Here is a 24851-nt window from a genome sequence, read left to right on the forward strand (position 1 = left end):
TCTTCCTATCCATGCTCCCCTGCTTGATTCACCTACATCTATCATTTCTGAGAACGATTGATATACACTGATTTGACCAATGCGCACATGTAAAGATCATCATATTTCCCTAACGTAAATTCATATTGGGAGAGGAGCCCTTCTTGCCGAAAGCCTGCTTTTTCAAGCAACCGCAAGGATTGTGCATTCTCCGGCTCTACTAACGCCTGAATGCGGTTCAATGAGAGGGTATTAAACCCATAGTCGATTACAGCTGCAAGTACCTCCGACATTAGCCCTTGGCCCCAATAGGCTCTGGACAATTCATAGCCCATTTCTGCCCGGTGATGACGTTGATCCCAGTTATGAAATCCGCAAGAACCGATGATTTTACCTTCATTTGTTTGAATAGCCCAGCGGATTCCCTGATCTGTCTCAAAAATCTGATCATACCAACTAATCTCATCCAGCGCATCCTGTTCAGACTCAAACGGGCTCAGTCCATAAAACTTCATAACCTGCTCATCTGAAAAGTATTCCAACATGTCCTTGCTGTCCGTCGCTACCATTTTTCGTAATATGAGACGTTCAGTCGTTATAACCGGAAACTCACCTTTCACATTCTCACCTCTTGCTGCCTTGTTCGCTTTTGCCAGCTCTTCTTGCATACCCATACCTCCCGAGTTCAATATTCGCTTATCGTTACTTTCTTCTTCCAATTATAGAGGAAATGAGAGGAAGGGATATTTATAATAATTTCTTTGTTTATAGAATGTTTTCCTAAACATGGATTATAAAATGACCGTTAATATAAGGAGTGTGTTTTTAATTATTAAGAAGAGGTGTATTTTTTGGACGAACAGCACATATCACACAATCCGCAGGAAACTTCAAGACAGACGCACATTCGGCATGGTCAAAATTATGGGGTAGATCCAAACAGGATGGCGGCGTTATCAAAAACATACGGGAATTCTACTCTGTTTAGACGGTGGGGAGCAACAGTTTTTGATTGCATATTTTTTGTAATCGGGTATATTTGTTTTTTTATTTCTGTCATTCAAATAACGGACAGATGGTTTTTGCCTTTAGCGATTGCAATCCGTTGTATTCTGCTTATTGCTTTCTTCAGCTATTATTTACTTTTGGAAGGTTACACAGGCTATACGCTGGGTAAGTTCGTTTTTCGTATTCAGGTGGTTAACGGGGAAGGAAAGCCTCCTGGTTTTCTTAAATCACTCATTCGTACGCTGCTCAGGCTAATCGACACCAATCCATTGCTAATGGGTGGGATACCTGCTGGTATCAGTGTGTTAGTAACTGCATCAAGACAACGAATTGGAGATTTAGCTGCAGGTACATATGTTGTAAAGGTACGGGATTTAGAGCCGATTAGCAAAAAGACAATGAAACGTTCGCTCTTTATATTTTTTACCGCAATGGTGATCTTGGGAGCCTCGTTTGTAAATGCTATTTTTATACTTGCAGACAGTTACGTACCTCCTGAAGTTCCGGTGAGCAAGAAAGAGCAAAGCTATGTAAGTAAAGATGGACGATTTCAAATAACGGCCCCGCTGGACTGGTCAACAGACCCGGACCGTGAAGGAAAAGCAGAGATTGCAATATTCAATCCGTACATTCAAAAATCCGTTGTGGTACTATCCCACTCGAAAAAGCAATTGGGCAATATAACTCTTCAACAGTACGGTAAGAAAGCTGAAAATAATTTAACCAAAGAGTGGAACCTGTCCAGTGTAGGACCTGTCTCTAACACAACCATTTATGGATATCCTGCCCTTGAGTTCGTGATTAAAGGCAAGAAAGATGTGGACAAATATGTTACCCATGTAGCGATTATTGAGACCGAAAGGAATTACTACCAGGTGCTTGGATATGCACCAGCGTCTAAAGATGCTCGTTTAAAGAAAGAACTACACGACATAACCTATAGCTTCCGCGAGGTTCGTCATTAGACAGCGTGGCTGGCAATAAAAAGGATAGACACAAAAAGCAGGTGCTCCTATGAGCCCTGTTTTTTTGCGTACAACTATACTCTTCCTTAGATTACACTCAATACAAAAATATATAACATCGTCTAATGGATTATCATAATACGCTGCAATTTCACATCTATGATAAAATTGACTGACATGTTCGGTAATCCGCCTTATCATATTGTTCAGATGCACAATGAATTGAAAACCCTTTCATTAAGGTGGTACATTAAAATACGCTATATCACTATAGATAAAGGAGGAATCGGGATTTTGTTTCAGCTCTCCGAAAAACAAGCCCAAGACATCGTAGACAAAATGATGAAGGATATTCCATACAATATCAATATTATGAATGAACGAGGCATCATCATTGGCAGCGGCGAGAGTGAACGAATCGGAACCATTCACCAAGGAGCTGTTCAGGCGCTCGAAACTGGGAAAATGGTTGAAGTGTGGCAGGACGGCCACTATGAGAAAAAGGGAACCAATGAACCGATTGTCATTCATCATGAGTTAGTTGGTGTCATTGGTATTTCAGGCAATCCCGATGAAGTGCGTCCTTTTTGCAATATTGTTAAAACTACGGTGTCTCTCCTGATTGAACAGCGCATCTCATTGGAGCATCTGGCCCATGAAGCCAATCGCAAAAAATCTGTGCTGGAAATGTTGTTAAATCATCAGGGAGCCTACACGCAAAAAATAAAAAAAGAAGCAGCTCAATATCACATTGATTTGCTTCTAAAAACTTCGGCTGTATATGTAAAGTATCTGCCTGCTGATCCAGCTCATTTAGCCGAGTTGTCCAATATATTCATGCAGCATCCATCCTTTCGTATGGAGGAAGACTGCTATCTCATCCTGATACAAAATCAGGAGCCGACAGACAAACTGCTAGAGCCACTTGTACGCAGCCATCCCGATGTGCTGATTACAGTCAGCAGACAGGAGCACAACATTGCGGATGTTTATATGCAAGCCAAGTCAGCTATGAATGTTTTACTGGCTTTGCGCCCGCCTGTGCAAAAAATTTCTTTTGCGGAAGTCGAGTTTCTGGTCAAATTGAGTCAAACGAACCTGACGAACACGATCTATCTGGTTAGCAAGCTGGAAGATACTGTGGATTTGCTGGATACACTGCGAAGCTTTATTAACCATAACGGCAGTGTCTCCTTTACCGCAGATGAATTAAATATTCACCGAAATACGCTGCAATACCGCCTGAAGCGCATCCATACCTTAACCGGTAAAGATCCCCGGAACCTCCTTCAGCTTTTTGAGCTTACGCATGGCTTATTGGCACTGTATCAATGAACTGCTGTTTCACGCCAGACCATGCGCCAGTAATATCATATTTCCGCTCGCCGTCACTCCCCAATTTCTCAGTCAATCCGGCCTTGGCTAAGTTCGGGATTACAGGCGAGCGCTCGTATTATATCGTATTTGTATGATGCCGTTTTATGTTTATAACCCACTTCTCCATCTGTTCATTTCTCGCTGAACTGAAGTACTCTTGCGATATTCTCGCACGTACGCTCTACGTTTTGCGGCCCTTCGGCCAGCAGCTTACCGAGCTCCGAGGCTCCCGGCACGATGCCAAACACCGCATCGATCCCTTCCTTGTACAACGTGTCGATCCCTTCCCCAATATAACCTGCGACCGCAATGACCTTTTTACCAGACTGTTTTGCCGCCTGAGCTACTCCATAAGGAGTTTTACCGAATTTGGTCTGAAAATCAATACCGCCTTCCCCCGTCAAAACGATATCGGCAGTGGCAAGCTTTTGTTTTAAACCGGTGTATTCAATCACAATTTCAATGCCTTTTTGCAGCGTCGCCTGAGTGAAAATCAATAAGCCCGCACCCAATCCACCTGCTGCGCCTGCGCCTGGGAGATCGCGCACATCCTTGCCCAGCTGCTGTTTCACCACATCGGCGTAATGAGCAAGATTGGCATCCAATTGCTGCACCATCTCCGGGGTAGCCCCTTTTTGTGGCCCGAATACTTGAGATGCCCCATGCTCTCCGCACAGCGGATTTGTCACATCACAGGCTACAATCAGTTGTACCTGCGACAAGCGGTCATCCAGTGATGAAATATCAACGCTGGCCAGCTCGCCCAGACTACCGCCGCCGCGCGGAAGAGTATTGCCTGTTGCATCTAGAAATCTGGCGCCCAGCGCTTCCGCCATTCCTGTACCGCCATCATTCGTTGCGCTTCCACCAATGCCGATGATAATTTTTCGAATTCCCTGGTTCAGACATTCACGGATTAACTCCCCTGTGCCGTAGGTTGTTGTCTTTAGCGGGTTTTTGTTATCCTTGTTGACCAGATGGATTCCACTAGCAGATGCCATCTCGATTGCCGCCGTGGTGCCGTCTCCCAGCAAGCCGTATGCAGCAGTTACAGGTTCTCCAAGCGGTCCTGTCACCTCGATATAACGAATCTGCCCGCCTGTCGCATCCACCAGTGACTGCACCGTTCCTTCACCGCCGTCCGCCATCGGTACGTGGACATAATTCGCCGCCGGATAGACCTTGCGCAGTCCTTTCTCCATCGCGATACACACTTCTTTAGCCGTCATGCTTTCTTTAAAAGAATCTGGTGCCAGCACAAATGTTTTCTCTCTCATCTTCTCACCCCATCGTGAATATTAAAGTAAAAATCCATACATGATTGTCGCTACAATTGCCATCGTTCCACCCACAATAGCTTCGTAAGGAATCAATCCCATCCGTTGTTTAATGCTCATTTTCATGCTGTCTGCCGTGACGTGAAAATAGTTGCCCTGCGGCAAGGAATCAATGACTGTAGCTCCTGTATGCACCATCACAGCTGCAGCGAGTGGGGCCGTTCCCATGTTCAGAATGGCTTCCCCAAACGAGCCTGTCGCCAAAATAACGCCCGTCGAGGTGGACGCCGTAGCAGCTGCCATCAGAATACCTGCAAGCGGTGCCAAAAATGTACCGGAAACTCCCGAAGCTTCAATCAGACCAACCACCTGAGCAGACAAGTTGGAGGCAGAGATCAGACCCGCAATCCCGCCTGCACCGATCAAAATCAGCACGGTCGCCGTCATTTTATTCAAACCGGAGGCCGAATACTTCAGGATATTGCGCCCTTGTCCCATGGCCAGCATACCCACAATCCCAGCGATCGGCAAAATGTACATCGCATCCACCTTGAAATTCGAAAGTGCTTCAATACCAGAGATGGAACCAATCGGGTTAATCATCAGCAAAATAACAGCTACCAGCGGGGCTACAATCGCCCGTCCCAACGCCGGGTATTTCGATGTATCGACATCACTGTCCATGATATCCTGGTCGGACACCTTCACACCTTTGGTTTTCAGCATAGATGCCACCAAAACAGTCATGATTAAACCGCATATCGTAGGAACCACACCCGCCAACATCACGTGGCTTAAATCCAGATTAAATCCGCGCGCCGCTGCAATCGTATTAGGATTGGGAGAGATGATGTTCCCCGCTTTTCCGCCTCCAGACAAAGCCAACAGGAGCGCCAGCTTGGAAATCCCCATTTTGTTACCGACCGACAATGCAATAGGTGCCACAATCAACACGGCAACGGGAATAAATACACCTACCGCCGTAATAATCATCGTCGCCAAGGCTAGTGCGAGTATCGCTTTACTGCCGCCGAACTTCTTTACAATAGCCTGCGCAATCGTCTCCGCTGCCCCGGATTCCATCATTACACCTGCCAATACACCTGCGGCAAGCACACGAATGACCGTCCCCATCACACTTTGCGTACCGCTTATTAACACGCTGATCGTCTGTTCCAAATTGGCTCCGCCTAATAAAGCGCCTACAATAGCTCCCAAAAATAAAGCGTAAACCGGATTCAGCTTTCTTAATATCAGAATAATTGCAATAGCCAGCCCTGCCAGAGCTCCTATCCAACTGATCGTCAATCCTTCCATCTGTCTAACCCCCCGGGCAATTTTTGATTACGCTTTCATTATATCGATTGCAGCACGTTAAAAATATTGAAGAATAGACGAAATTGATTGTGCAATTGAACAAAAAATCCGAACTTCAATTGGAACCTATAGTTGAAATCAGTAGTTACAAAACAAATTTAATGAATACGCTTGCAAATTTAAAATTTCAGATTATAATACCTGTATACAAGTATACTTGATTAAATGAGAAGGTGAAATGATGGTCGAATCAGAATTCCTATATCCCTCCAAATGGCTTTTAAAAGCCTCAGCTGGTGATCGCGTAACATCCGAGCTTAGAATGCGCATTATTTCTGGCGGGATTGAAAGCGGTACCATATTATCTGAAAATAAACTAGCTGCTGATTTCACTGTAAGTCGCTCACCCATTCGTGAAGCGTTAAAAATACTGGCATCCGAAAATATCATTCGATTAGAAAGAATGGGAGCCGTTGTTATTGGCCTATCAGAAAAAGAAATAGAAGAAATTTATGATGTCCGTCTGCTCATAGAATCCTTCGTATTTGAACGTCTTGTAAAGATGGACACTAATGATTTGGCGAAGGAACTTAGTAAAATACTCGAAATGATGAAAGTTGCCGTCAAATATAGTGATGCTGATGAGTTCTCATATCAAGATGTCTTGTTCCATGAAACGATTATTCGTGCAGTCAATCATTCACATATTCTGATGATCTGGAATAATTTAAAGCCTGTTATGGAAAGTCTCATTCTTTTGTCGATGCGTATGCGTTTCACAGAAAAGTATGAAGATTTTACACGGATTATAAACAATCACGAACTTTATATTGAAGCAATCAAAGTAAAAGATAGAGACCTCATGATCAAGTCTTTACATGAAAACTTTGATGATGTTCAAGGTAAAGTAGAAGACCTATGGATGTCACAACAAATGCTATCTAAAGGAGTCGTGCAACAAAATGACTAACTATATGTTGGGTGTAGATATCGGGACCACAAGTACAAAAGCCGTTCTATTTAGCGAAAAAGGTGAAGTCATCCAACAAGAGAATATTGGATACCCGCTTTATACACCGGACATAGCGACAGCTGAACAAAACCCAGAAGAGATATTTCAGGCTGTCCTACAGGCCATTTCGAATATCATGAAACATCACTCACAAAAAAAGCTATCGTTTGTTTCATTTAGCAGTGCCATGCATAGTGTCATTGCGATGGATGAAAATGACCGCCCACTGACGTCTTGTATCACATGGGCAGATAATCGAAGTGAAGCATGGGCACATAAAATAAAAGATGAGCTGAATGGGCATGAAGTCTATAAACGAACAGGAACACCCATTCACCCCATGTCACCCTTAACGAAAATAGCCTGGATTGTGAATGACCTTCCTGAAACCGCTGTCAAGGTTAAAAAGTATATCGGAATTAAAGAATATATTTTTAAAAAGTTCTTTGATCAATATGTAGTGGATTATTCCCTAGCTTCTGCCATGGGCATGATGAATCTAGAAAAATTAGATTGGGATGAAGAAGCATTAAAAATTGCTGGTATAACCCCTTCTCAATTATCTGAGCTCGTGCCAACAACCAGGATATTTACCAACTGTGATTCAGATTTAGCAAAAAAGATGGGGATCGATCCACAAACATCGTTTGTCATTGGAGCTAGCGATGGAGTCCTTTCTAATCTAGGTGTAAATGCGATACGAAAAGGTGAAGTTGCCGTTACAATCGGGACAAGCGGAGCTATTCGAACCATTATAGACAAGCCTCAAACAGACGAAAAGGGAAGAATATTCTGTTATGCCTTAACAGAAAAGCACTGGGTTATTGGGGGGCCGGTGAACAATGGCGGGATGGTCCTTCGCTGGATCCGTGACGAACTTGCCTCATCAGAAGTAGAAACAGCGAAAAGACTAGGAATTGATCCATATGATGTACTAACCAAGATTGCTGAACGTGTAAGACCAGGATCTGACGGATTGTTATTCCATCCATACCTGGCTGGTGAACGTGCGCCATTATGGAACCCAGACGTACGTGGCTCATTCTTCGGTTTAACGATGTCACATAAGAAAGAACATATGATTCGCGCAGCCCTAGAAGGAGTCATTTACAATTTGTACACCGTATTTTTAGCATTAACCGAATGTATGGACGGTCCTGTGACCCGAATTCAAGCTACTGGAGGCTTCGCAAGATCAGATGTTTGGCGGCAAATGATGTCTGACATATTCTCATCTGAAGTCGTCGTTCCAGAAAGCTACGAAAGTTCTTGTCTAGGAGCTTGTATTTTAGGCTTGTATGCCACCGGACAAATCCAGTCCTTTGAAGTCGTTTCTGAAATGGTTGGCAGTACCAACAAACATACACCAAAAGAAGAAGCAACCAAGGAATATAGGAAATTGCTGCCGATTTTCATTAACCTATCCAGAGTATTAGAAGATGATTATACACGGATTTCCAATTATCAAAGAAGCTTAATTAAACACTAAAAAGATAAAAAGCAGGGGGTAATTACAATGCCATTAGTTATCGTAGCGATTGGAATTTTAGCATTATTAGTTTTAATAATGGGCTTCAAATTGAATACCTTTATTTCATTAATCATTGTATCGTTCGGCGTCGCTTTAGCACTTGGAATGCCATTAGAGGAAATTGTCAAAACCATCGAAGCCGGATTAGGCGGAACTCTTGGTCACTTAGCGTTAATCTTTGGACTTGGAGCGATGTTAGGTAAGTTGATCGCTGATTCTGGTGGTGCTCAACGAATTGCCATGACCCTCGTAGACAAATTTGGTGAAAAAAATATCCAATGGGCAGTCGTAGCTGCTTCATTCATTATCGGTGTGGCGTTATTTTTTGAAGTAGGATTAGTATTGTTAATTCCAATCACATTTGCCATTTCAAAAGAATTAAAGGTTTCTATTTTATATCTCGGAATTCCGATGGTTGCAGCTTTATCCGTAACACATGGTTTCTTACCTCCACATCCAGGGCCAACAGTTATTGCTGGTGAATATGGCGCGAACCTTGGTGAGGTTTTACTTTACGGTTTCATTATTGCCATTCCAACCGTTATTTTAGCTGGACCTGTATTTACTAAGCTTGCCAAAAAACTCGTACCTGCATCATTTACGAAAACCGGTAATATTGCCTCTTTAGGTGAACAAAAAGTATTTAAATCCGAGGAAACTCCGGGATTTGGTATCAGTGTATTTACTGCAATGCTTCCTGTTATTTTAATGTCTATTGCTACGGTTATTACTTTGCTTCAAAAAACAATGGGATTTGAAGATAGCAGTTTACTAGCAGCGATCCGTTTTATTGGTGATGCATCAACTTCCATGTTAATTTCCTTACTGGTAGCTGTCTACACCATGGGAATAGCACGAAAAATTCCAATCAAAAATGTAATGGCATCTTGTACAACCGCTATTACTCATATTGGGATGATGCTCTTAATCATTGGGGGTGGCGGCGCCTTCAAACAAGTACTGATTAATGGCGGCGTAGGTGACTATGTGGCTGAATTATTCAATGGAACTACATTATCACCCATCTTACTTGCCTGGATTATCGCTGCAATATTACGAATTTCCTTAGGTTCTGCAACCGTTGCAGCTTTAACAACCGCTGGTTTAGTTATTCCGATGTTAGGACAATCCGACGTTAATCTTGCTTTAGTTGTGCTTGCAACGGGAGCGGGTAGTTTAATAGCTTCACATGTTAACGATGCTGGTTTCTGGATGTTTAAAGAATATTTTGGTTTAAGCATGAAAGAAACATTTGCAACATGGACATTGCTTGAGACCATCATTTCTGTAGCTGGATTAGGATTTATTTTAGTACTAAGTTTATTCGTATAAACCATGATTCCCGGGCGGTAGATCCCCCACTTATTTTTCTTAGAATCTTCTAAGCCTATAAGTGAGGATCTACGGCCTATTCATTTCAAATAAAAGGAGCAGAAAAAATGTCCAACACAATTGGTGTCATTGGTTTAGGGGTAATGGGCCGTAATATCGCTTTAAACATGGCTGGTAAGGGTGAGCAAGTCGCTGTCTATAATTATACGAGGGATTTAACGGATGATCTTGTTAAAAAAAGTGAAGGTCACTCCATCCATCCCTACTACGAAATTCAAGATTTTGTTTACTCTTTAAAAACTCCAAGGAAAATCTTCCTTATGGTAACAGCGGGCAAACCGGTCGATTCGGTAATAGGTACATTAGTACCCTTCCTTGAAGCAGGCGATGTGATCATGGACGGTGGTAACTCCCATTACAAAGATACGGAACGTAGATATGATGAATTGGAGTCAAAAGGAATCGGTTATTTAGGAATCGGTATTTCCGGCGGCGAAGTCGGGGCTTTAAATGGACCTTCGATCATGCCTGGTGGAGATAAAAACGTATATGAAAAAGTAGCTTCTATTCTAACAAAAATAGCAGCCCAAGTAGACGGAGACCCTTGCTGTGTTTATATGGGTCCAAAAGGGTCCGGTCACTTTGTAAAAATGGTACATAACGGAATCGAGTACGCAGATATGCAATTAATCGCAGAAACCTATACATTTTTAAGAAAAAGGTTACGTTTATCTGTGAATGAAATTGCTGATATCTTTGAAATATGGAATCAAGGGGAACTGAAAAGTTATTTAATCCAAATCACAGCAGAGATTTTACGGAAAAAGGATGATGTAACAGGCTTACCACTAATCGATGTGATTCTTGATAAAACAGGGCAAAAGGGCACAGGTAAATGGACAAGCATTCAAGCAATTGACAATGGGATCCCATCATCCATTATTACAGAGTCATTGTTTGCCCGTTACATCTCCTCTTTAAAAGAAGAACGAGTTTACGCAGAAAATATTCTAACAGGACCAGGGATTGATCAGCGAAGTTTAGATAAAGATGTGTGGATTGAGTACATTAGACAAGCTTTTTATATGGGTAAGATTTGTGCCTACGCGCAAGGATTTATACAATATAAAATGACTTCTGAACTTTACGGATGGAATTTACCTTTAAAGGATATAGCCCTTATTTTCCGTGGTGGTTGCATCATTCGTGCTGAATTCTTAAACGTAATAAGCGAAACATATCAAGAACAGCCGAATTTGGCTAATCTATTAATCGCCCCGTATTTTGCTGAAAAAGTTAAAGAGTATCAAAAAGGATTACGAAAAGTTGTCTGTGAGGGTATTAATTCTGGCACTTCCTTTCCATGTTTAAGTGCTTCACTTACTTATTATGATAGTTACCGGACAGGTATTTCGAATGCTAACCTTTTGCAAGCACAAAGGGATTATTTTGGTGCCCATACTTATGAACGAAGTGATGCAGCAGGGTCCTTTCACACAAACTGGCAGTGATCGATAGTGGTAGTAAATCTCCAGTGCCCTAATGAAGTGGTTTTTTCCCTTCATTAGGGCACTCCTTTGGAATACATTTTCTCTACAATGTTCTTGTGTCTATACTATTTCATCTCATTTTTGAACGATTGAACTCGTTGCTTCTGTTGTTCCTTTTGCCTCACCATGTCCTGCACCAAATAGGTTCAGTACCACCACGCCAATAACAATTAAAGCAATACCTGCGATACTTCCTGTATTGATTTTTTCTTTCCAAATCAATACTGAAATAAGCGTTGTAGCAACAGCTCCTACACCTGACCAGATGGCATAAGTCATATTTAAGGGGAGCGTCTTAAGGGATAAGGAGATAAAGAAGAAAGAGATCACGAACGCCACAATTGTGAATAGAGTCGGATACAGTCTGGTGAAACCTTCTGAAGCTTTAAGCATTGAAGTTCCAACAAGTTCACCAACAATAGAGATTGCCAAGAAAAGATAAGCCATTATTCATTCTCCTTTATATATGTTTTCAATTCTTCCATCATTTTTTGCCTCATTTCTTCATTGGGAGGAGCAAGCCCAAACATTTCAGCAAACCACAAACCGTCTATAGCTAATCGGACTATCGTGGAACGAACGGGGTCCAATTCGTCGTTTTCAATTTTATTTTGGATATTCTCATACTCGTCCTGAAGTAATTTTAGCATGTGAGGGTTCGTAAACTGTGCTGCTGAGAGAGCGGTATACAGGTCACTTGCATTCCGATCGCCAGAAAATGATGTATTCATATACGCGCGAGTCCATCTTCCTTTGGAATGCATATCGTTTTCTGCTCTCTCATTAAATTCGGAGACAAAGCTGGTCGATAGTTGTTCAACCATTCCCAAAATCAATTCATCTTTATTCGGAAAATGGTAAAGCAATCCTCCTTTACTTATTCCCGCTTTCTTAGCCACCGCTTCTAACGTTAATTTCTCTACTCCTTCTTCGTGCACAATCATCGAGGCCGCTTTAAGAATTAATTCTCTTTTTAATGCTTTTTTAGTTGTATTCATATTGATCACCCCTCTTTACTATACCGTCCAGACGGTTTTATTTCAAGTGGATTAAAGTTATGGATTGGGTATGTAAGCCTAATTGAGTTGGATTAGGTTTTGATACGTTAGGTTTAAGCTAAATAAAAAGAAGCCTTGGGCGTATAACATTTCAGCCAAGACTTCGTCAAATAAACATCTACCCAGCCCAGACATTTGGCAAAAGTTCGTATCTGTTGGGTTTTAAGTGCCACCTATAGTTTAACTCTGCACATATTGTCTCAGCCATTGGAGCGCGGGACGTTCCGTGCCGTTAGAATTCAGCAGATGTGTGTTCGGCTTCCAAGTTTGTCCCTGGATATACCCCCAGAGCGTAACTCCCTTCACCGCAGAATGCTTCCATAATACCGGAAATTTCTCCTTGTATCTGGCAAGCTGGGTGTTGTCATCTCCAGTTATATCCAGTTCCGACACATAGATTGGCAATCCTGTTGCCGCCAGCTTGTTCAGTACAGTGTTCATCGTGTTAACTGAAACAGTGTCCATGCTAAACTGGTGGCATTGAATACCAATTCCGTCAATCAGGCCTCTGCTCTTGAGCTGATTAATAATATAGACATATTGGTCGGTTAACGAGGGATCGTTGATAATTCCATATTCATTAATCATCAGCTTGGCATTTGGAAAAGCTTGTCTTGCCTGTTGGAACGACCATATGACCCAATCCCATCCGGTCGATCCGTCACCGCCTATGGCATTGCGGAAGGATGGCTTCTGATGCAGGGGCTCATTCACCACATCTATAAACTCCGCATTCGGATAGCGTTGACCTGCTGCTTTAATCCACTGGGTCACTTCCGCCTTCTGATCAGCGGCCGACAGTCCGCTAATCCAACCTGGCTCCTGAGCACCCCATACCAATGTATGGAACTTAAACGGGAATCCATTGTTACGGGCATAATTGTAGGCGGTATCCGCCTGCGACCAGTTCATGTTGTTACGGCTGCCTTCAACTGACCCCCATTTGGTCGAATTCTCTGGCGTCACCTGGTTCCAGTATGTTCCGAAACTTGCAGGGACACTTCCAGCAATGATATTCCCGAGGAATTTGCCACCGTTCGCCATACTGGCACTAGCCGGGTTTATCAGAGCTGATGATAACAACACACCCGCCAACGCCAAGCTACTTACCAACTTGCCCACTTTAAATTTCGACATACAATCTCCTCCTCATACGTATAGTTTTTAATATCCCTACCTCTAAATAAATCGCTTACATTTCCAATTATAAGAATGAAAGGTTATTGTCCGCTACATGTAAAAGTAAAGATTTTACCCGAAAAACTTTACATCATTGCGGGGTGACTGAACACCCTGGTGCTCCTTTAACACATCGTTTCGATTAAAATCTAGCCTCGTAGCATATCACTTTGGAGACTGCCCATTTTAATAGTTTAAGGATTAAGCGCTCTTGCAATTGCGTCTACATAACTTTAGCTAGCACGCTGGCTTGCTTCTGCTTGCGGAACCATCCCCTCAAAGTTGATGAGAAATTTGAAATTCCTACAAGGGAACATCAAATGTACCTATCGGTTATATTTCAAGAAACCATTGAACGAGGTATACAATCAGGTGAACTTGAGATCGGGCTCGATGCGAAGGCTGTATCACAGGCGCTAGTCGTATCGTTAATTGGACTGACGGTAATGATAAAGTCTCGTCCAGAACGATCATTTATTGATAACACGATAGAGGTGACACTTACACTTCTTAAGTAATTCAGAGTGAATTCAATTTTAACGAATGGGTGTATTCTCGACGCACATGTCCCTCAGCGCAACAAAGGCTGCCGGATACATTTTCTCGGCAGCCTTTGTTGCGCTCATATTACATACTTCTTCGCATTTGCATAAGTTCAAACGATTCCTTCACTGATCTTAGTTTTGCATATATATACTTAATAGTGTATATTGATTCAAAACTAATGAAAAGGGAGTACATCTAATGTCATTTTTAATAAGAAACGCTAAGCCTGATGATTTAAGCAGTTTGACCGAGTTAATGTATGAATACATCGTTGGTTTTTATCAAAACCCTAGGCCACCTATCGAAAAAATTCATAATTTGATTCAAACCCTTTTTGAGCAGCAAAACGGTATACAGTTTGTGGCGGAACAAAATGGAGAATTAATCGGCTTTGCTACATTATTCTTTACCTTTAGCACGATGAAAGCAGACAAAATCACAGTTATGAACGACCTATTTGTATTGGAACCCTTTAGAGATACAGAAGTAGAATCACAGCTTTTTTTAGAATGTCAAAAGTACTCACAAAATCATGGATATGTTCAAATGACCTGGATAACTTCTACTGAGAATAAACGCGCTCAAATTTTCTTTAAAAAGATGGATGCTATCCAAGGGAGAGATTGGGTTCACTTTTCATCGTAACAATACTTTTGATACGATTTTCCGCGCTAACGGCAGTTCAAAGGGTACCCGATTGGGTGCCCTTTGTTCGTAATACATGTTTTCACGCCATTCGGATATGGAAACATGCCGATACAATTGAAGATACGTACTGGAAAACAGCAAGACAAAATTAATTCTCCATGAAATTGTTCAACGTAGATCCATGGGTAAAGTTTGTCGGTCGTTAAATTGCAAAATAGCTCAGTAGACCAACACATCAGATACCATACACGAGAAAATGGACGAGCCCGTCGTTAAATGCTCCAAGGATTCAGTTAGACAAACAGTTAATATGGATATGTATTAGAGTGAACCTGGATATAGAGTATACTATATGAGTATAAGTTCGATACACGATGACATTATATATGTAATGGTATTCAAATACAGCGCAGAAGAGGTTGAAAATGAGTCAGAAGCATTTTACAGATTACGCATTAAGTGAAGAAATTGTAAGAGCGCTGAATAGCTTGGGCTATGAGACGCCAACAGAGATTCAGACGGAAGTCATTCCAGTTGCGCTTGAGAAGAAGGACCTTGTCGCCAAATCGCAAACAGGTAGCGGCAAAACAGCGGCATACGGTATTCCACTTTGTGAGCTAGTAGATTGGAATGAGAATAAGCCCCAAGCTTTAATCCTGACGCCAACCCGTGAACTCGCGTTACAGGTCACCGAAGACATCACGAATATTGGACGCTTTAAGCGGATAAAAGCAACGCCCCTTTATGGAAAACATCCTTTTCATATACAAAAGGCCGAGTTAAAACAAAGAACACATATGGCTGTAGGTACACCAGGACGTGTACTGGACCATATTGAACGAGGCACGCTATCGTTAGATCGAATGGCCTACCTCGTGATTGATGAAGCTGACGAGATGCTGAATATGGGCTTTATCGAGCAAGTTCAGTCAATCATTCAGGCCCTGCCTAGTGACCGGGTTACCATGTTATTCTCCGCTACTTTTCCTGAGGATGTAGCCAGACTGTCACACAAGTATATGAACGATCCTGTTGAAATTGAAATAAAAGCAACCGGTATAACGACCGCTACAATTGATCACTCTCTTATTCAGGTGAAGGAGTCAGACAAGCTGGCACTACTGCAAGATCTGCTCATTGTTGAGAATCCTGACAGCTGCATTATTTTCTGTCGTACGCAGGAGAATGTAGATACATTATTCAGAGCATTGGCTGATCTTGAATATCCATGTGATCGCATTCATGGTGGCATGGAGCAAGACGAGCGATTTGAGGTAATGAATGCATTTAGAAGGGGTCAATTCCGTTACTTGATCGCGACAGATGTTGCCGCCAGAGGAATTGATATCACGAATATCACCCATGTCATTAACTACGATATTCCCCTTGAGAAGGAAAGCTATGTTCACCGCACAGGACGTACGGGACGTGCTGGCAAAACGGGTAAAGCCATTTCCCTCATCACTCCTAAGGATGGCCGAAGATTAGCTGATATTGAAGCATATATTGGGTTCGCGATTCCGCAGGTAAAGGCTCCCTCAGAAGAGGCTGTTGACCTCCGTAGAGAAGATTTTGAGCAGAAACTGCATGTAAAAACCGCACTCAAAAAAGATAAGCGCGAGCAACTAAACCAACAGATTATGAAGCTGAACTTTAACGGCGGTAAGAAGAAAAAACTTAGAGCTGTCGACTTCGTGGGGACCATCGCTAAGCTTGACGGGGTCACCGCAGATGATATCGGGATTATTACGATTCTGGATTATGCGACAGATGTTGAGATTCTGAATGGTAAAGGTCCACTGGTGCTTGAGATTATGAAGAATACAACCGTAAAGGGTAAGCTGTTAAAGGTACGTAAAGGGAATAAGTAGAAGATACGCTGCACTAAAGAGGGTGAGGCAATCCCGCCCAGCATAGCCGATGGTTTTCGTTAGCTATACGGACGGGATTGCCGAGTTTATCTCTTGATCGTTTAATAAATACAGCAAATATGTATAACAATATAATGAATGGTAATGACGAAATGAAAATTTCAGCGCCCTGGTCTGTTTTCACACGTTCAACTAGCAGCCACCACATAGGTACGGATATAATCCACATCAAGACATTAGAGATGATTACATAAAGAGTATTTTTCCATAACAGACAAAACAAAATTGCAATAATGGCCGGAACAGTCCATGAACCTATCATATGACCATTACTTAATATAACAAATGTTATAACAGGATATAAAAGTGCAACCACCATCTGGACTCCCCTATTATCATAAAACTTCATTTCCCATCCCCTTTTTTCTTTACAATCTATTTTTTAATTTTTTGATAGGTATATTTATTATTTTATTTATTTCCACAATAAAAATCCAAGCTCTATGAAATCAACAACGTTGGTGATAATTGTTCTGCTTTATCGTATTCTCTTAGAGGCTTGATTTAATACTTGAAAAATTTTAGAAAAGATGTCCCTTTGGTTCATCTTCATTTGTTATACAGATATAGTTTTCTTTTTAATCAGAGGGGGTGCCTAAATCTTTGAATGAGGAAATCGAATATAGAATTAAACGGGTCCAAGCTGGCGAGATCCAGGATTACGCCTACATTGTAAAGGAGTATCAGCGTCAGATTTTTGTGTACTGCTGGCGGATATTAGGAAGTGAGCAGGAAGCGGAAGAGGCTGTACAGGATATTTTCGTTAGTGCTTTCGAGAAAATCAGTATGTACAAGCCCACAGTGGGCTTCTCCTCCTGGCTGTATAAAATGGCTTATCATCACTGCTTGAACCTGATTCGCAGGAAAAGTCTACAGCGCAAATTTAGAATTAATTTGTTTACCTCAACTAACATGACCGCAGACAGCGCCGCGCAGGTTATGGAACGTCAGCTTTTCAGTGAGCCGCTAAGCCGGGCATTGGGCCAACTGAATGCAGAAGAACGAAACCTGCTGGTGCTACGCATTTTTGAAGAAAAATCGTTTGGAGAAATCGGGGAAATTATGAACAAAAGCGAGGAAGCTATCAAGAAAAAATACGGCAGAACAAAAACAAAGCTCAAAAAAATGATGGAGCCCATAAAGGAGGACCCAAAATGCGTGAATTACAAGACAGAACTCAGGAACAAGGTCTGAAATACACCGATCTGAAAGACAAAGGCCTAAAAAATATGGACATGTTGACGGAGCCAGAGAACGCCTTAAAAATACAAGCCTTTGACGTCTCTGACAAAGTGATGGAACAGGTCTACCAAAAGGCGAAACCCAAAAAGGGACTCATCGTAAAAATGCGTCTTCAACCGCGCATCACCGCTCCTATTATGATCTTACTTTTTGTATTGGGCGCCTCTGTGACTGGGTACGCCGCTTCGCAATATCTGGAATTACGTAACGGCAAAGGCGATGTCGTATTAAATACCGCCAAAACACCTGCCGAAACGGACGCTTCCCAAACGTATACAACCACCTACACACAGTGGAACGAAAAGGTGAGAGACCGTCTACAGCCTGGAGAGTATGCGGCCTATTACGTTAAGGACGATTCTATGAATCCAAGAAATTCGTCTAATCCTGTCCTGTTTGCATACAAACCGACTGAACTTTCTAGCTTCAGCAGTCTGCAGGATGAAATCAAGCGTACAGAAGCCCCACTATTCCACAATCCTACTCATCTGCCGAATGGCTACCGATTTGATTTCGGATACGTCTATCCAGTCGCTGCATATCCTGGGGTGATGAACAAAGAGGAATATCGGGCTTTAACGGATAAACTGATGCAACAGGCCAAGGCCGCACCGAAAGGTGAAAATCTGTTTATTCAAAAGCTGAGCTGGGACAAGTCAGACTTCACCTTTGCCCGGTATGCAAGAGGAAATGACTATGTAAACATCACCGTCACCAAGTACGCTCCCGAAGTCACAAAGACGACCGTGATGCAAAATGAACAGGATTCGGCTGAGGAACTGATGATCAAAGGAACCAAGGCCTATTACATCAGGGCAAGCAAAACAAGCAACCCCTTGGAGGCCGGAAAAAACCGATTGGGCTGGCTTGATGAAAAAAGACGGTTACACTACAACATATCTGATAACCAGGACAGCCCGCTGAGCAAAGAAGACCTGGTAAAAATAGCCGAGGATTTGCTTAACGGTTCACCGCAATAGCTATCCTTTTTTAAGGGTGGTCTCTTTTTGGAGAATAGTCCTTATACCTTTTCCTCACAAACTATTACGGCATGTTCCACGACGGGATACCGTATCGACCGGGTGCAGAAAGTTGGCGAGGTCTATATGTCACCGGGCTCCGTTACCGAAATCCTGCACTTCTATGTAGCCGAGTATAGTGAAGATATGACAATGGGTGCGGTGGTGGCCTTGAGGAGGAACAGGAAAACATTGAAGTGATAGAACTTCCGTTTGCTCAAGCGCTAGACATGGTCGAAAGCGGCGAGATTCGTGACGCCAAGACGATAATGCTGCTCCAATACGCTCAGATCCAGGGCCTCTTGAAAGTGAAATCGAAACCGCTTCATATCCTTATCGCAGGCCCTTATCGATCTGGAACGAATGATGATCATGTATTAATCGAGAAGAACGTCAACTACATGAACGAAATTGCTCTTCAAGTTTACGAGGCTGGTCACATGCCGGTGCTGGGAGAGTGGTATGCTTTGCCCCTTATCGCGACAGCCGGTTCCACTGCTCTGGGAGATGAGACCTTTAACAAAATCTTTCACCCGTCTTCCATTCGCCTGCTTGATTACTGTAACGCCGTGCTTCGGGTTGGAGGACCCTCTCAGGGTGCCGATGAAATGGTAAGGGTTGCGAAAGAGAAAGGATTGTTGATTTACGAACGGCTCGACGAACTTCCGTTGGTGTGATATATCCTCTTTGACCAGACTAAAGACAACTTGCTCTGGGCCTCCTCCACAGATCACCCGAAGAATCTCTCAATCAACTGAGACACTAAGGGAATTGCGCAAATGTTTAACATCACTCATCGGTGGACGCCCAAACATGCGTCCATATTCTCGGCTGAACTGCGAAGGGCTCTCATAGCCAACGCGAAAGCCTGCATTGGCCGCTTCCAATCCCTCCGAGAGCAGCAAGCGGCGTGCAGTCTGCAGTCGAATGGCCTTCTGATACTGCAGAGGACTTATAGCCGTTACCTTTTTAAAATGCTTGTGTAAGGAAGAAGGGCTCATGTTTACTTCCTTCGCCAATTGTTCAATCACAAGAGGCTTAGAGTAATCGCGGGTTATCAGATGGATCGCTTGGGAGATGCTATGTGCATAGCTACCAACTACGGCAAATTGCCTGATTAAAGCCCCCTGCTCACCTTGTAATACACGATAAAGGATCTCGTGCGTGATAAGCGGCGCAAGAAACTGAATATCCGCAGGCGTATCCGAAAGTCTGACAAGCCGAAGCAGCGCATCAAGCAGCAGAGGGTCAAATTGGCTCACTAGTATGCCGCGTCCAGTCTTTACGGTACCTTGAGGAGGACTCTTCTTGATAATGTCCAGGATGACGTCTGGACTAATGGATAATTGAAGACTTAGATAAGGAAGCTCCGACGAGGCTTGAGTTATTTTACCAATTACGGGAAGTTGAACTGATGTGACCATGTAGGTTGTTGGATCGTACACATAGTTTTCTCCAGCCAGCATTGCTGTCTTTGAGCCTTGTGCAACCACGTACAGGGAGGGCATATGGACCGTATGATTCAGCTCGGACACATGGCTTGCACGTCTGAAATAAAGTCCTGGCACAGACGAGACAAACGTCCCATCCGAAGACGCATGTTGATGAATTAGATGAATCAGTTCTTGTAGATTCGTAGAAATATCAGAGGGGGGAGGAGACGAAATCATTCATGCTTCACCTTCCTTTCCGTTGAACGCTAATATTGATGTGCTAATTATATGCGCGCCGAATAGGATTAGGCAAGAATTGGACTTGATCGGTCTACCTGTCTCAATCGAATTCTACTTAAAATTTACTTGCAAGGCCAACAGAGGGCCTAAGGTAAATAGATCAAAGGAAGAAGGATTGGGCTATGCATTTGGAAGGAAGAATAGAGAACAAAGTCGTCGTGATTACAGGTGCAAGCAGCGGAATTGGAGAAGCAACAGCACTCTTGCTTGCCGAGCGTGGGGCAAAAGTTGTGCTTGGAGCGCGCGGAGCCGAGCGCCTTGAAGCGCTGGCGACACGCATTTCCAATGGAGGTGGCGAAGCTGTTTATGCACGCACTGATGTGAGACGGCGCGAGGATCTGTGCAACCTCGTTAATTTGGCTTGCGAACGGTACGGGAAGCTGGATGTTCTCGTCAGCAACGCTGGCGTTATGCCTATTTCCCCTCTCGAAGATCTGTGTGTCGAGGACTGGGAGGATATGATTGACGTCAACATTAAAGGCGTTTTGTACGGTATAGCCGCAGCGTTGCCTATCTTTCGCAAGCAGGGTTCCGGACATTTCGTGAACATCGCTTCTGTAGCAGGACATAAGACTGTGCCGAACCAGTCGGTCTACTCCGGTACGAAGTTCGCCGTGCGCGCCATCTCAGAGGGATTGCGCCAGGAGGCTGGCGACAAGCTGCGCGTGACCATCATTTCGCCTGGTATTGTGCAGACAAATTTCACAGAGGGGATGACCAATCCAGCATTGAGAGATCAACTCGCTGCCATTCGGGATAAACTAGCCATGACACCTGACGCGATAGCCCGTGCAATTGGATTCGCAATTGAACAACCGGCCGATATTGATGTGAACGAAATCGTAATCCGTCCAACCGCACAAATGTAATATAAATAGATAGGGGCACCTCCTCTTGTGAGTGCGTCCCTATCTATTTAGCATAAAGCTTTACCATGGAAGCTGTTCATCCATGTAATAGAATCCGCCCGTTGGACCATCCTCCGAGAGGGTCGCCAGTCGGACCGCCGTTTTCGCTCCATCCTCCACCGACAGCTCTGCCTTTTCCCCGCCCATCTGCGTTTTAACCAAGCCGGGGTAGCAATCCGCTGCACCAGTTCATTGGACAACTGGAACTGAATAGAGCCTATAGTGCTGCTTTCTTTTCTGTCTGGCTTCATCCTATCATATTGGGAACGGTCGTTAAGTAATTATTCCCACCCCAAGGATTACAAAATTTTGTATTGTTAAGCAAGCATTTTAGCGGTGAGGACTTCCTTCCCACCGCTTAGTGTTGTTGCTTATTCGACTTTAAAATATATCGTAAGATTACTGTACATATTATTAAAAAGTAGTGGGATGATCCAGTTACCAGCCATGCAAAATTAACGATGAAGCGGTTCTTTTTCGCCCAGACCCAGCACCTCCGTTGTGGAATCGTAAATTTCTTGGTAAAGCTCTGGGTTTTCCGCTAGTGACACCCCATAAGAAGGAATCATCTCTTTGATTTTTGGTTCCCACTCTTCCATATGTTGTGGGAAGCATTTTTCCAATACTTCCAGCATAACGTGAACAGCAGTAGAAGCACCCGGAGAAGCGCCGAGCAGGGCAGCTACCGAACCATCAGCGGCACTAACCACTTCCGTACCAAATTGAAGTGTTCCTTTTCCACCCTCCGTATCTTTGATCACCTGCACACGTTGGCCTGCTACCACGATCCCCCAGTCCTCGATTTTGGCGTTCGGAATAAACTCGCGTAATTCTTCCAGACGCTTTTCATTCGATAACATCACTTGCTGGATCAGATATTTGGTCAATGCCATCTCTTTTGCGCCTGCGGCCAACATCGTGATGAGATTATTAGGTTTTACAGAACCGATCAAATCCAAATTTGAGCCCGTTTTCAAGAATTTCGGTGAGAAGCCGGCAAACGGTCCAAATAGCAGTGCTTTTTGGTTACCGATATATCTTGTATCCAGATGCGGAACAGACATGGGAGGAGCACCAACCTTAGCTTTACCATATACTTTTGCATGATGCTGGGCGACAACCTTAGGATTGTTACATACCATAAATAGTCCACTTACCGGGAATCCCCCGATATATTTGGACTCAGGAATACCGGTTCTTTGTAGCAAAGGTAGACTTCCACCCCCACCACCGATAAAGACAAATTTGGCATTATGGTGTTCGATTTTACCGTTATCCAGATTATGGACCTTGACCTTCCACGAGCCGTCGCTCACACGTTTAATATCCTTTACACTATGTTTGTAATTAATCTCGACGTTTTTACTTTTTAAATGCTCAAACAACATGCGTGTTAAAGCACCAAAGTTGACATCTGTTCCAGAGTCGATTTTGGTTGCCGCGATGGGTTCATTCAATGTACGGCCTTCCATAATCAGCGGAATCCATTCCTTCAGCTTTTCAGGGTCGTCGGAAAATTCCATGCCTTGAAACAGAGAAATAGTTGAAAGCGCTTTAAACCTTTTTTTCAAAAAAGATACATTTTTCTCTCCTGTTACCAAACTCATATGAGGTATTGGTTTGATAAAGTCCTGTGGATTACGAATCAAATTGCTGTTTACAAGAAAAGACCAAAACTGTCTTGAAAGCTGAAACTGCTCATTAATGTCTACAGCTTTACGAATATCTATAGATCCGTCAGCTTTCTCGGATGTATAGTTCAGTTCGCACAGTGCAGCATGGCCTGTACCTGCATTATTCCATTCGTTAGAGCTTTCTTCTCCCGCGTTTGCGAGTTTCTCAAACACTTTGATTTCCCATTCTGGTGCTAACTCTTTCAGCAATGATCCCAGAGTCGCGCTCATGACTCCGGCACCAATTAAGATAACGTCTGTATTTTTCTGAATGCTATTCATAAAAACCTTCCTTATCTCTTATATTTGCAAAAAAGAGCAGGCCCTCCTGCTTAGGTGATACAAGAAGCAAGGCTCCACTCAGGAACATATCTTTTCTGTCTCTATTATAACTAAAATATAATCTTTTAAAAATTATATTATCTATTATCTGATAATTATAAATCATTTCTGCTAAAAAGTGAGAATTTTCTTTGCAGAAATAATAAGAATGGATCTCAACACGCTGTATTATTTGGGCTTCACTTACTAGCAGTATTAACAGACACCAAAAAAGCGTTTAGAAGCAAATGATCTAGAGTACGAATTTCCAATGATTGAATCAACAGTCCATGTATATGAATAACTCGGTAAAATATGTCTTTCCGGGATAGGCCCTTATAAATACTTCATTATGATATTCGAAACGGTCTGTTGTTGATTCCCCCAATCATAATCGGAGTTATCCATAATAAACGATTGAAAAGGAAGTTGCTCAATAATTTGTAATTCTAGCTCTCGTCGATGTTCAAGGAACTGAATATATCCCTCATATCCGTAAAGCCCCTTGTTCTTTCCATAATCTTGCTCGGTATGGTACCAAATCGCGAAATCTAACCATTCTTGAGATCTCATTGTTTTAACTCGCTCAATCGTCTCATGCACATTCGGTTGCTTCAAATAGAACAAAATTGGGTTTAACTCCTGAATTTGCTCCGCAATCTGTAATATATGCTGAGTAAAACGATCTTCTCCAGCATCATGCCGGGCAAGTAATGCACACCCTGGGTTCTGTAAAAAACAGCATTCGATTATTATCAACTTTTCTTTTTCTCGCTGATCTTTAACAAAAGACTTCCAACGTTGAATCATCAACTCGCAGTGCTTTTCTACGGGTACTCCATCGTAAATTTCATAACGCCGGATTTCCTCATATAAACTAGAAGGGATTCCATTTGGAGCTGATTGCTGCGCAAGTGCATATGCGATTAAAGAGTCGTTGCCATTCACAGATACAAACGGATCAATGTAATGAAACACCTCAGAATAGATAGATCGGAGCCGATCAAGTTCTTCGTTCGGCATACATGCAACCGATTCATAATCAGCGGGATGTCGTAAGTTCCCTTCTAAAAATAGTTCCGATTCTATTTGATGTGTGTTTAACATGTCATGTATGTGTCTAGATAATGTGGATTTGCCAGAGCCAGGTATACCTTCAACGATAACCAGTTTCGTTTTCGTAGCTGGTAAATTGGCCATAGTATCACATCCTTAGAATTAAATGATTACCTTAAGGAGAATCCA

Annotated in this window: 23 protein-coding genes and 1 pseudogene; 14 read left to right on the forward strand and 10 right to left on the reverse strand. The window is 42.9% G+C overall.

From position 1 onward, the window contains the following. Positions 1-41 precede the first annotated feature (41 nt). The gene (locus ACWGXJ_RS24730) at positions 42-599 is read right to left on the reverse strand and encodes a GNAT family N-acetyltransferase (RefSeq protein WP_250262150.1); all 558 of its coding nucleotides are present in this window, start codon (positions 597-599) and stop codon (positions 42-44) included. A gap of 222 nt (positions 600-821) precedes the next feature. Here ACWGXJ_RS24730 and ACWGXJ_RS24735 point away from each other — a divergent pair, with 222 nt between their 5' ends. Then, positions 822-1952: an RDD family protein gene (locus tag ACWGXJ_RS24735; protein ID WP_452567798.1), complete on the forward strand. Its 1131-nt coding sequence runs from the start codon at positions 822-824 to the stop codon at positions 1950-1952. Positions 1953-2246: 294 nt separating this feature from the next. Beyond that, positions 2247-3287 (forward strand): CdaR family transcriptional regulator, encoded by a 1041-nt coding sequence (locus tag ACWGXJ_RS24740; RefSeq protein ID WP_081112444.1) that lies wholly within the window; start codon positions 2247-2249, stop codon positions 3285-3287. Positions 3288-3460: 173 nt separating this feature from the next. On the opposite strand, the gene ACWGXJ_RS24745 is transcribed toward ACWGXJ_RS24740, so the two are convergent. Both ACWGXJ_RS24745 and ACWGXJ_RS24750 read right to left on the reverse strand, forming a co-directional pair. Next, positions 3461-4606, reverse strand: coding sequence for a glycerate kinase family protein (locus ACWGXJ_RS24745; RefSeq protein WP_452567799.1), 1146 nt, complete (start codon positions 4604-4606; stop codon positions 3461-3463). Between the two features lie 21 nt (positions 4607-4627). Further along, the gene (locus ACWGXJ_RS24750) at positions 4628-5923 is read right to left on the reverse strand and encodes a GntP family permease (RefSeq protein ID WP_452567800.1); all 1296 of its coding nucleotides are present in this window, start codon (positions 5921-5923) and stop codon (positions 4628-4630) included. A gap of 238 nt (positions 5924-6161) precedes the next feature. On the opposite strand from ACWGXJ_RS24750, the gene ACWGXJ_RS24755 reads away from it, so the two are divergent. The 4 genes from ACWGXJ_RS24755 to gnd all read left to right on the forward strand — a co-directional run bounded on the left by ACWGXJ_RS24755 (position 6162) and on the right by gnd (position 11309). After that, positions 6162-6893, forward strand: a complete 732-nt coding sequence (locus tag ACWGXJ_RS24755; protein ID WP_053326458.1) for a GntR family transcriptional regulator — start codon at positions 6162-6164, stop codon at positions 6891-6893. Next, entirely contained in the window at positions 6886-8424 is a 1539-nt protein-coding gene (gene gntK / locus ACWGXJ_RS24760) for a gluconokinase (RefSeq protein WP_250267020.1), read from the forward strand. The genes ACWGXJ_RS24755 and gntK overlap by 8 nt, the downstream gene beginning before the upstream one ends. Before the next feature lie 27 nt (positions 8425-8451). Beyond that, entirely contained in the window at positions 8452-9798 is a 1347-nt protein-coding gene (locus ACWGXJ_RS24765) for a GntP family permease (RefSeq protein WP_452567801.1), read from the forward strand. A 107-nt stretch (positions 9799-9905) separates the two neighbouring features. Further along, positions 9906-11309: a decarboxylating NADP(+)-dependent phosphogluconate dehydrogenase gene (gene gnd / locus ACWGXJ_RS24770; RefSeq protein ID WP_452567802.1), complete on the forward strand. Its 1404-nt coding sequence runs from the start codon at positions 9906-9908 to the stop codon at positions 11307-11309. A 114-nt stretch (positions 11310-11423) separates the two neighbouring features. Here the strand turns inward: gnd and ACWGXJ_RS24775 are convergent, their stop codons facing one another. From ACWGXJ_RS24775 to ACWGXJ_RS24785, 3 genes are all read right to left on the reverse strand, one after another. Then, a complete protein-coding gene (locus ACWGXJ_RS24775) occupies positions 11424-11795 on the reverse strand; it encodes a DMT family transporter (RefSeq protein ID WP_069290722.1) in 372 nt (123 codons plus the stop codon). Next, positions 11795-12346 (reverse strand): TetR/AcrR family transcriptional regulator, encoded by a 552-nt coding sequence (locus ACWGXJ_RS24780; RefSeq protein ID WP_069290723.1) that lies wholly within the window; start codon positions 12344-12346, stop codon positions 11795-11797. The genes ACWGXJ_RS24775 and ACWGXJ_RS24780 overlap by 1 nt, the downstream gene beginning before the upstream one ends. A 240-nt stretch (positions 12347-12586) precedes the next feature. Beyond that, a complete protein-coding gene (locus tag ACWGXJ_RS24785) occupies positions 12587-13543 on the reverse strand; it encodes an endo-1,4-beta-xylanase (protein ID WP_414126028.1) in 957 nt (318 codons plus the stop codon). Between the two features lie 326 nt (positions 13544-13869). On the opposite strand from ACWGXJ_RS24785, the pseudogene ACWGXJ_RS24790 reads away from it, so the two are divergent. The 7 genes and pseudogenes from ACWGXJ_RS24790 to ACWGXJ_RS24820 form a co-directional block, all read left to right on the forward strand. After that, positions 13870-14103: pseudogene (locus ACWGXJ_RS24790) on the forward strand (TetR/AcrR family transcriptional regulator); the annotation flags it as partial. 226 nt (positions 14104-14329) lie between these two features. Further along, positions 14330-14776 carry an N-acetyltransferase family protein gene (locus tag ACWGXJ_RS24795; protein ID WP_452567803.1) on the forward strand — a complete coding sequence of 149 codons (447 nt, stop codon included), beginning with the start codon at positions 14330-14332 and terminating at the stop codon, positions 14774-14776. 428 nt (positions 14777-15204) lie between these two features. Next, positions 15205-16650: a DEAD/DEAH box helicase gene (locus ACWGXJ_RS24800; RefSeq protein ID WP_235306776.1), complete on the forward strand. Its 1446-nt coding sequence runs from the start codon at positions 15205-15207 to the stop codon at positions 16648-16650. A gap of 663 nt (positions 16651-17313) precedes the next feature. Continuing rightward, complete coding sequence (locus tag ACWGXJ_RS24805) at positions 17314-17904, forward strand: RNA polymerase sigma factor (RefSeq protein WP_452567804.1); 591 nt, start codon at positions 17314-17316, stop codon at positions 17902-17904. Then, entirely contained in the window at positions 17865-18932 is a 1068-nt protein-coding gene (locus ACWGXJ_RS24810; RefSeq protein WP_452567805.1) for a DUF4367 domain-containing protein, read from the forward strand. Before ACWGXJ_RS24805 ends, ACWGXJ_RS24810 begins: the two co-directional genes overlap by 40 nt. A 27-nt stretch (positions 18933-18959) precedes the next feature. Beyond that, positions 18960-19172 carry a hypothetical protein gene (locus tag ACWGXJ_RS24815; RefSeq protein WP_452567806.1) on the forward strand — a complete coding sequence of 71 codons (213 nt, stop codon included), beginning with the start codon at positions 18960-18962 and terminating at the stop codon, positions 19170-19172. Continuing rightward, positions 19169-19648, forward strand: a complete 480-nt coding sequence (locus tag ACWGXJ_RS24820; protein WP_452567807.1) for a hypothetical protein — start codon at positions 19169-19171, stop codon at positions 19646-19648. The genes ACWGXJ_RS24815 and ACWGXJ_RS24820 overlap by 4 nt, the downstream gene beginning before the upstream one ends. Before the next feature lie 69 nt (positions 19649-19717). On the opposite strand, the gene ACWGXJ_RS24825 is transcribed toward ACWGXJ_RS24820, so the two are convergent. Further along, positions 19718-20641, reverse strand: coding sequence for an AraC family transcriptional regulator N-terminal domain-containing protein (locus tag ACWGXJ_RS24825; protein WP_452567808.1), 924 nt, complete (start codon positions 20639-20641; stop codon positions 19718-19720). Between the two features lie 185 nt (positions 20642-20826). Here ACWGXJ_RS24825 and ACWGXJ_RS24830 point away from each other — a divergent pair, with 185 nt between their 5' ends. Next, positions 20827-21573, forward strand: a complete 747-nt coding sequence (locus ACWGXJ_RS24830; protein WP_061829749.1) for an SDR family oxidoreductase — start codon at positions 20827-20829, stop codon at positions 21571-21573. Between the two features lie 60 nt (positions 21574-21633). Here the strand turns inward: ACWGXJ_RS24830 and ACWGXJ_RS24835 are convergent, their stop codons facing one another. The 3 genes from ACWGXJ_RS24835 to ACWGXJ_RS24845 form a co-directional block, all read right to left on the reverse strand. After that, positions 21634-21774 carry a Rossmann-fold NAD(P)-binding domain-containing protein gene (locus ACWGXJ_RS24835; RefSeq protein ID WP_231109433.1) on the reverse strand — a complete coding sequence of 47 codons (141 nt, stop codon included), beginning with the start codon at positions 21772-21774 and terminating at the stop codon, positions 21634-21636. A gap of 293 nt (positions 21775-22067) precedes the next feature. Further along, a complete protein-coding gene (locus ACWGXJ_RS24840; RefSeq protein ID WP_452567809.1) occupies positions 22068-23567 on the reverse strand; it encodes a malate:quinone oxidoreductase in 1500 nt (499 codons plus the stop codon). Positions 23568-23942: 375 nt separating this feature from the next. After that, on the reverse strand, positions 23943-24806 hold the full coding sequence (locus ACWGXJ_RS24845) for a hypothetical protein (RefSeq protein ID WP_452567810.1): 864 nt from the start codon (positions 24804-24806) through the stop codon (positions 23943-23945). Between the last annotated feature and the right edge of the window lie 45 nt (positions 24807-24851).

The sequence above is a fragment of the Paenibacillus sp. S33 genome (assembly GCF_053615415.1).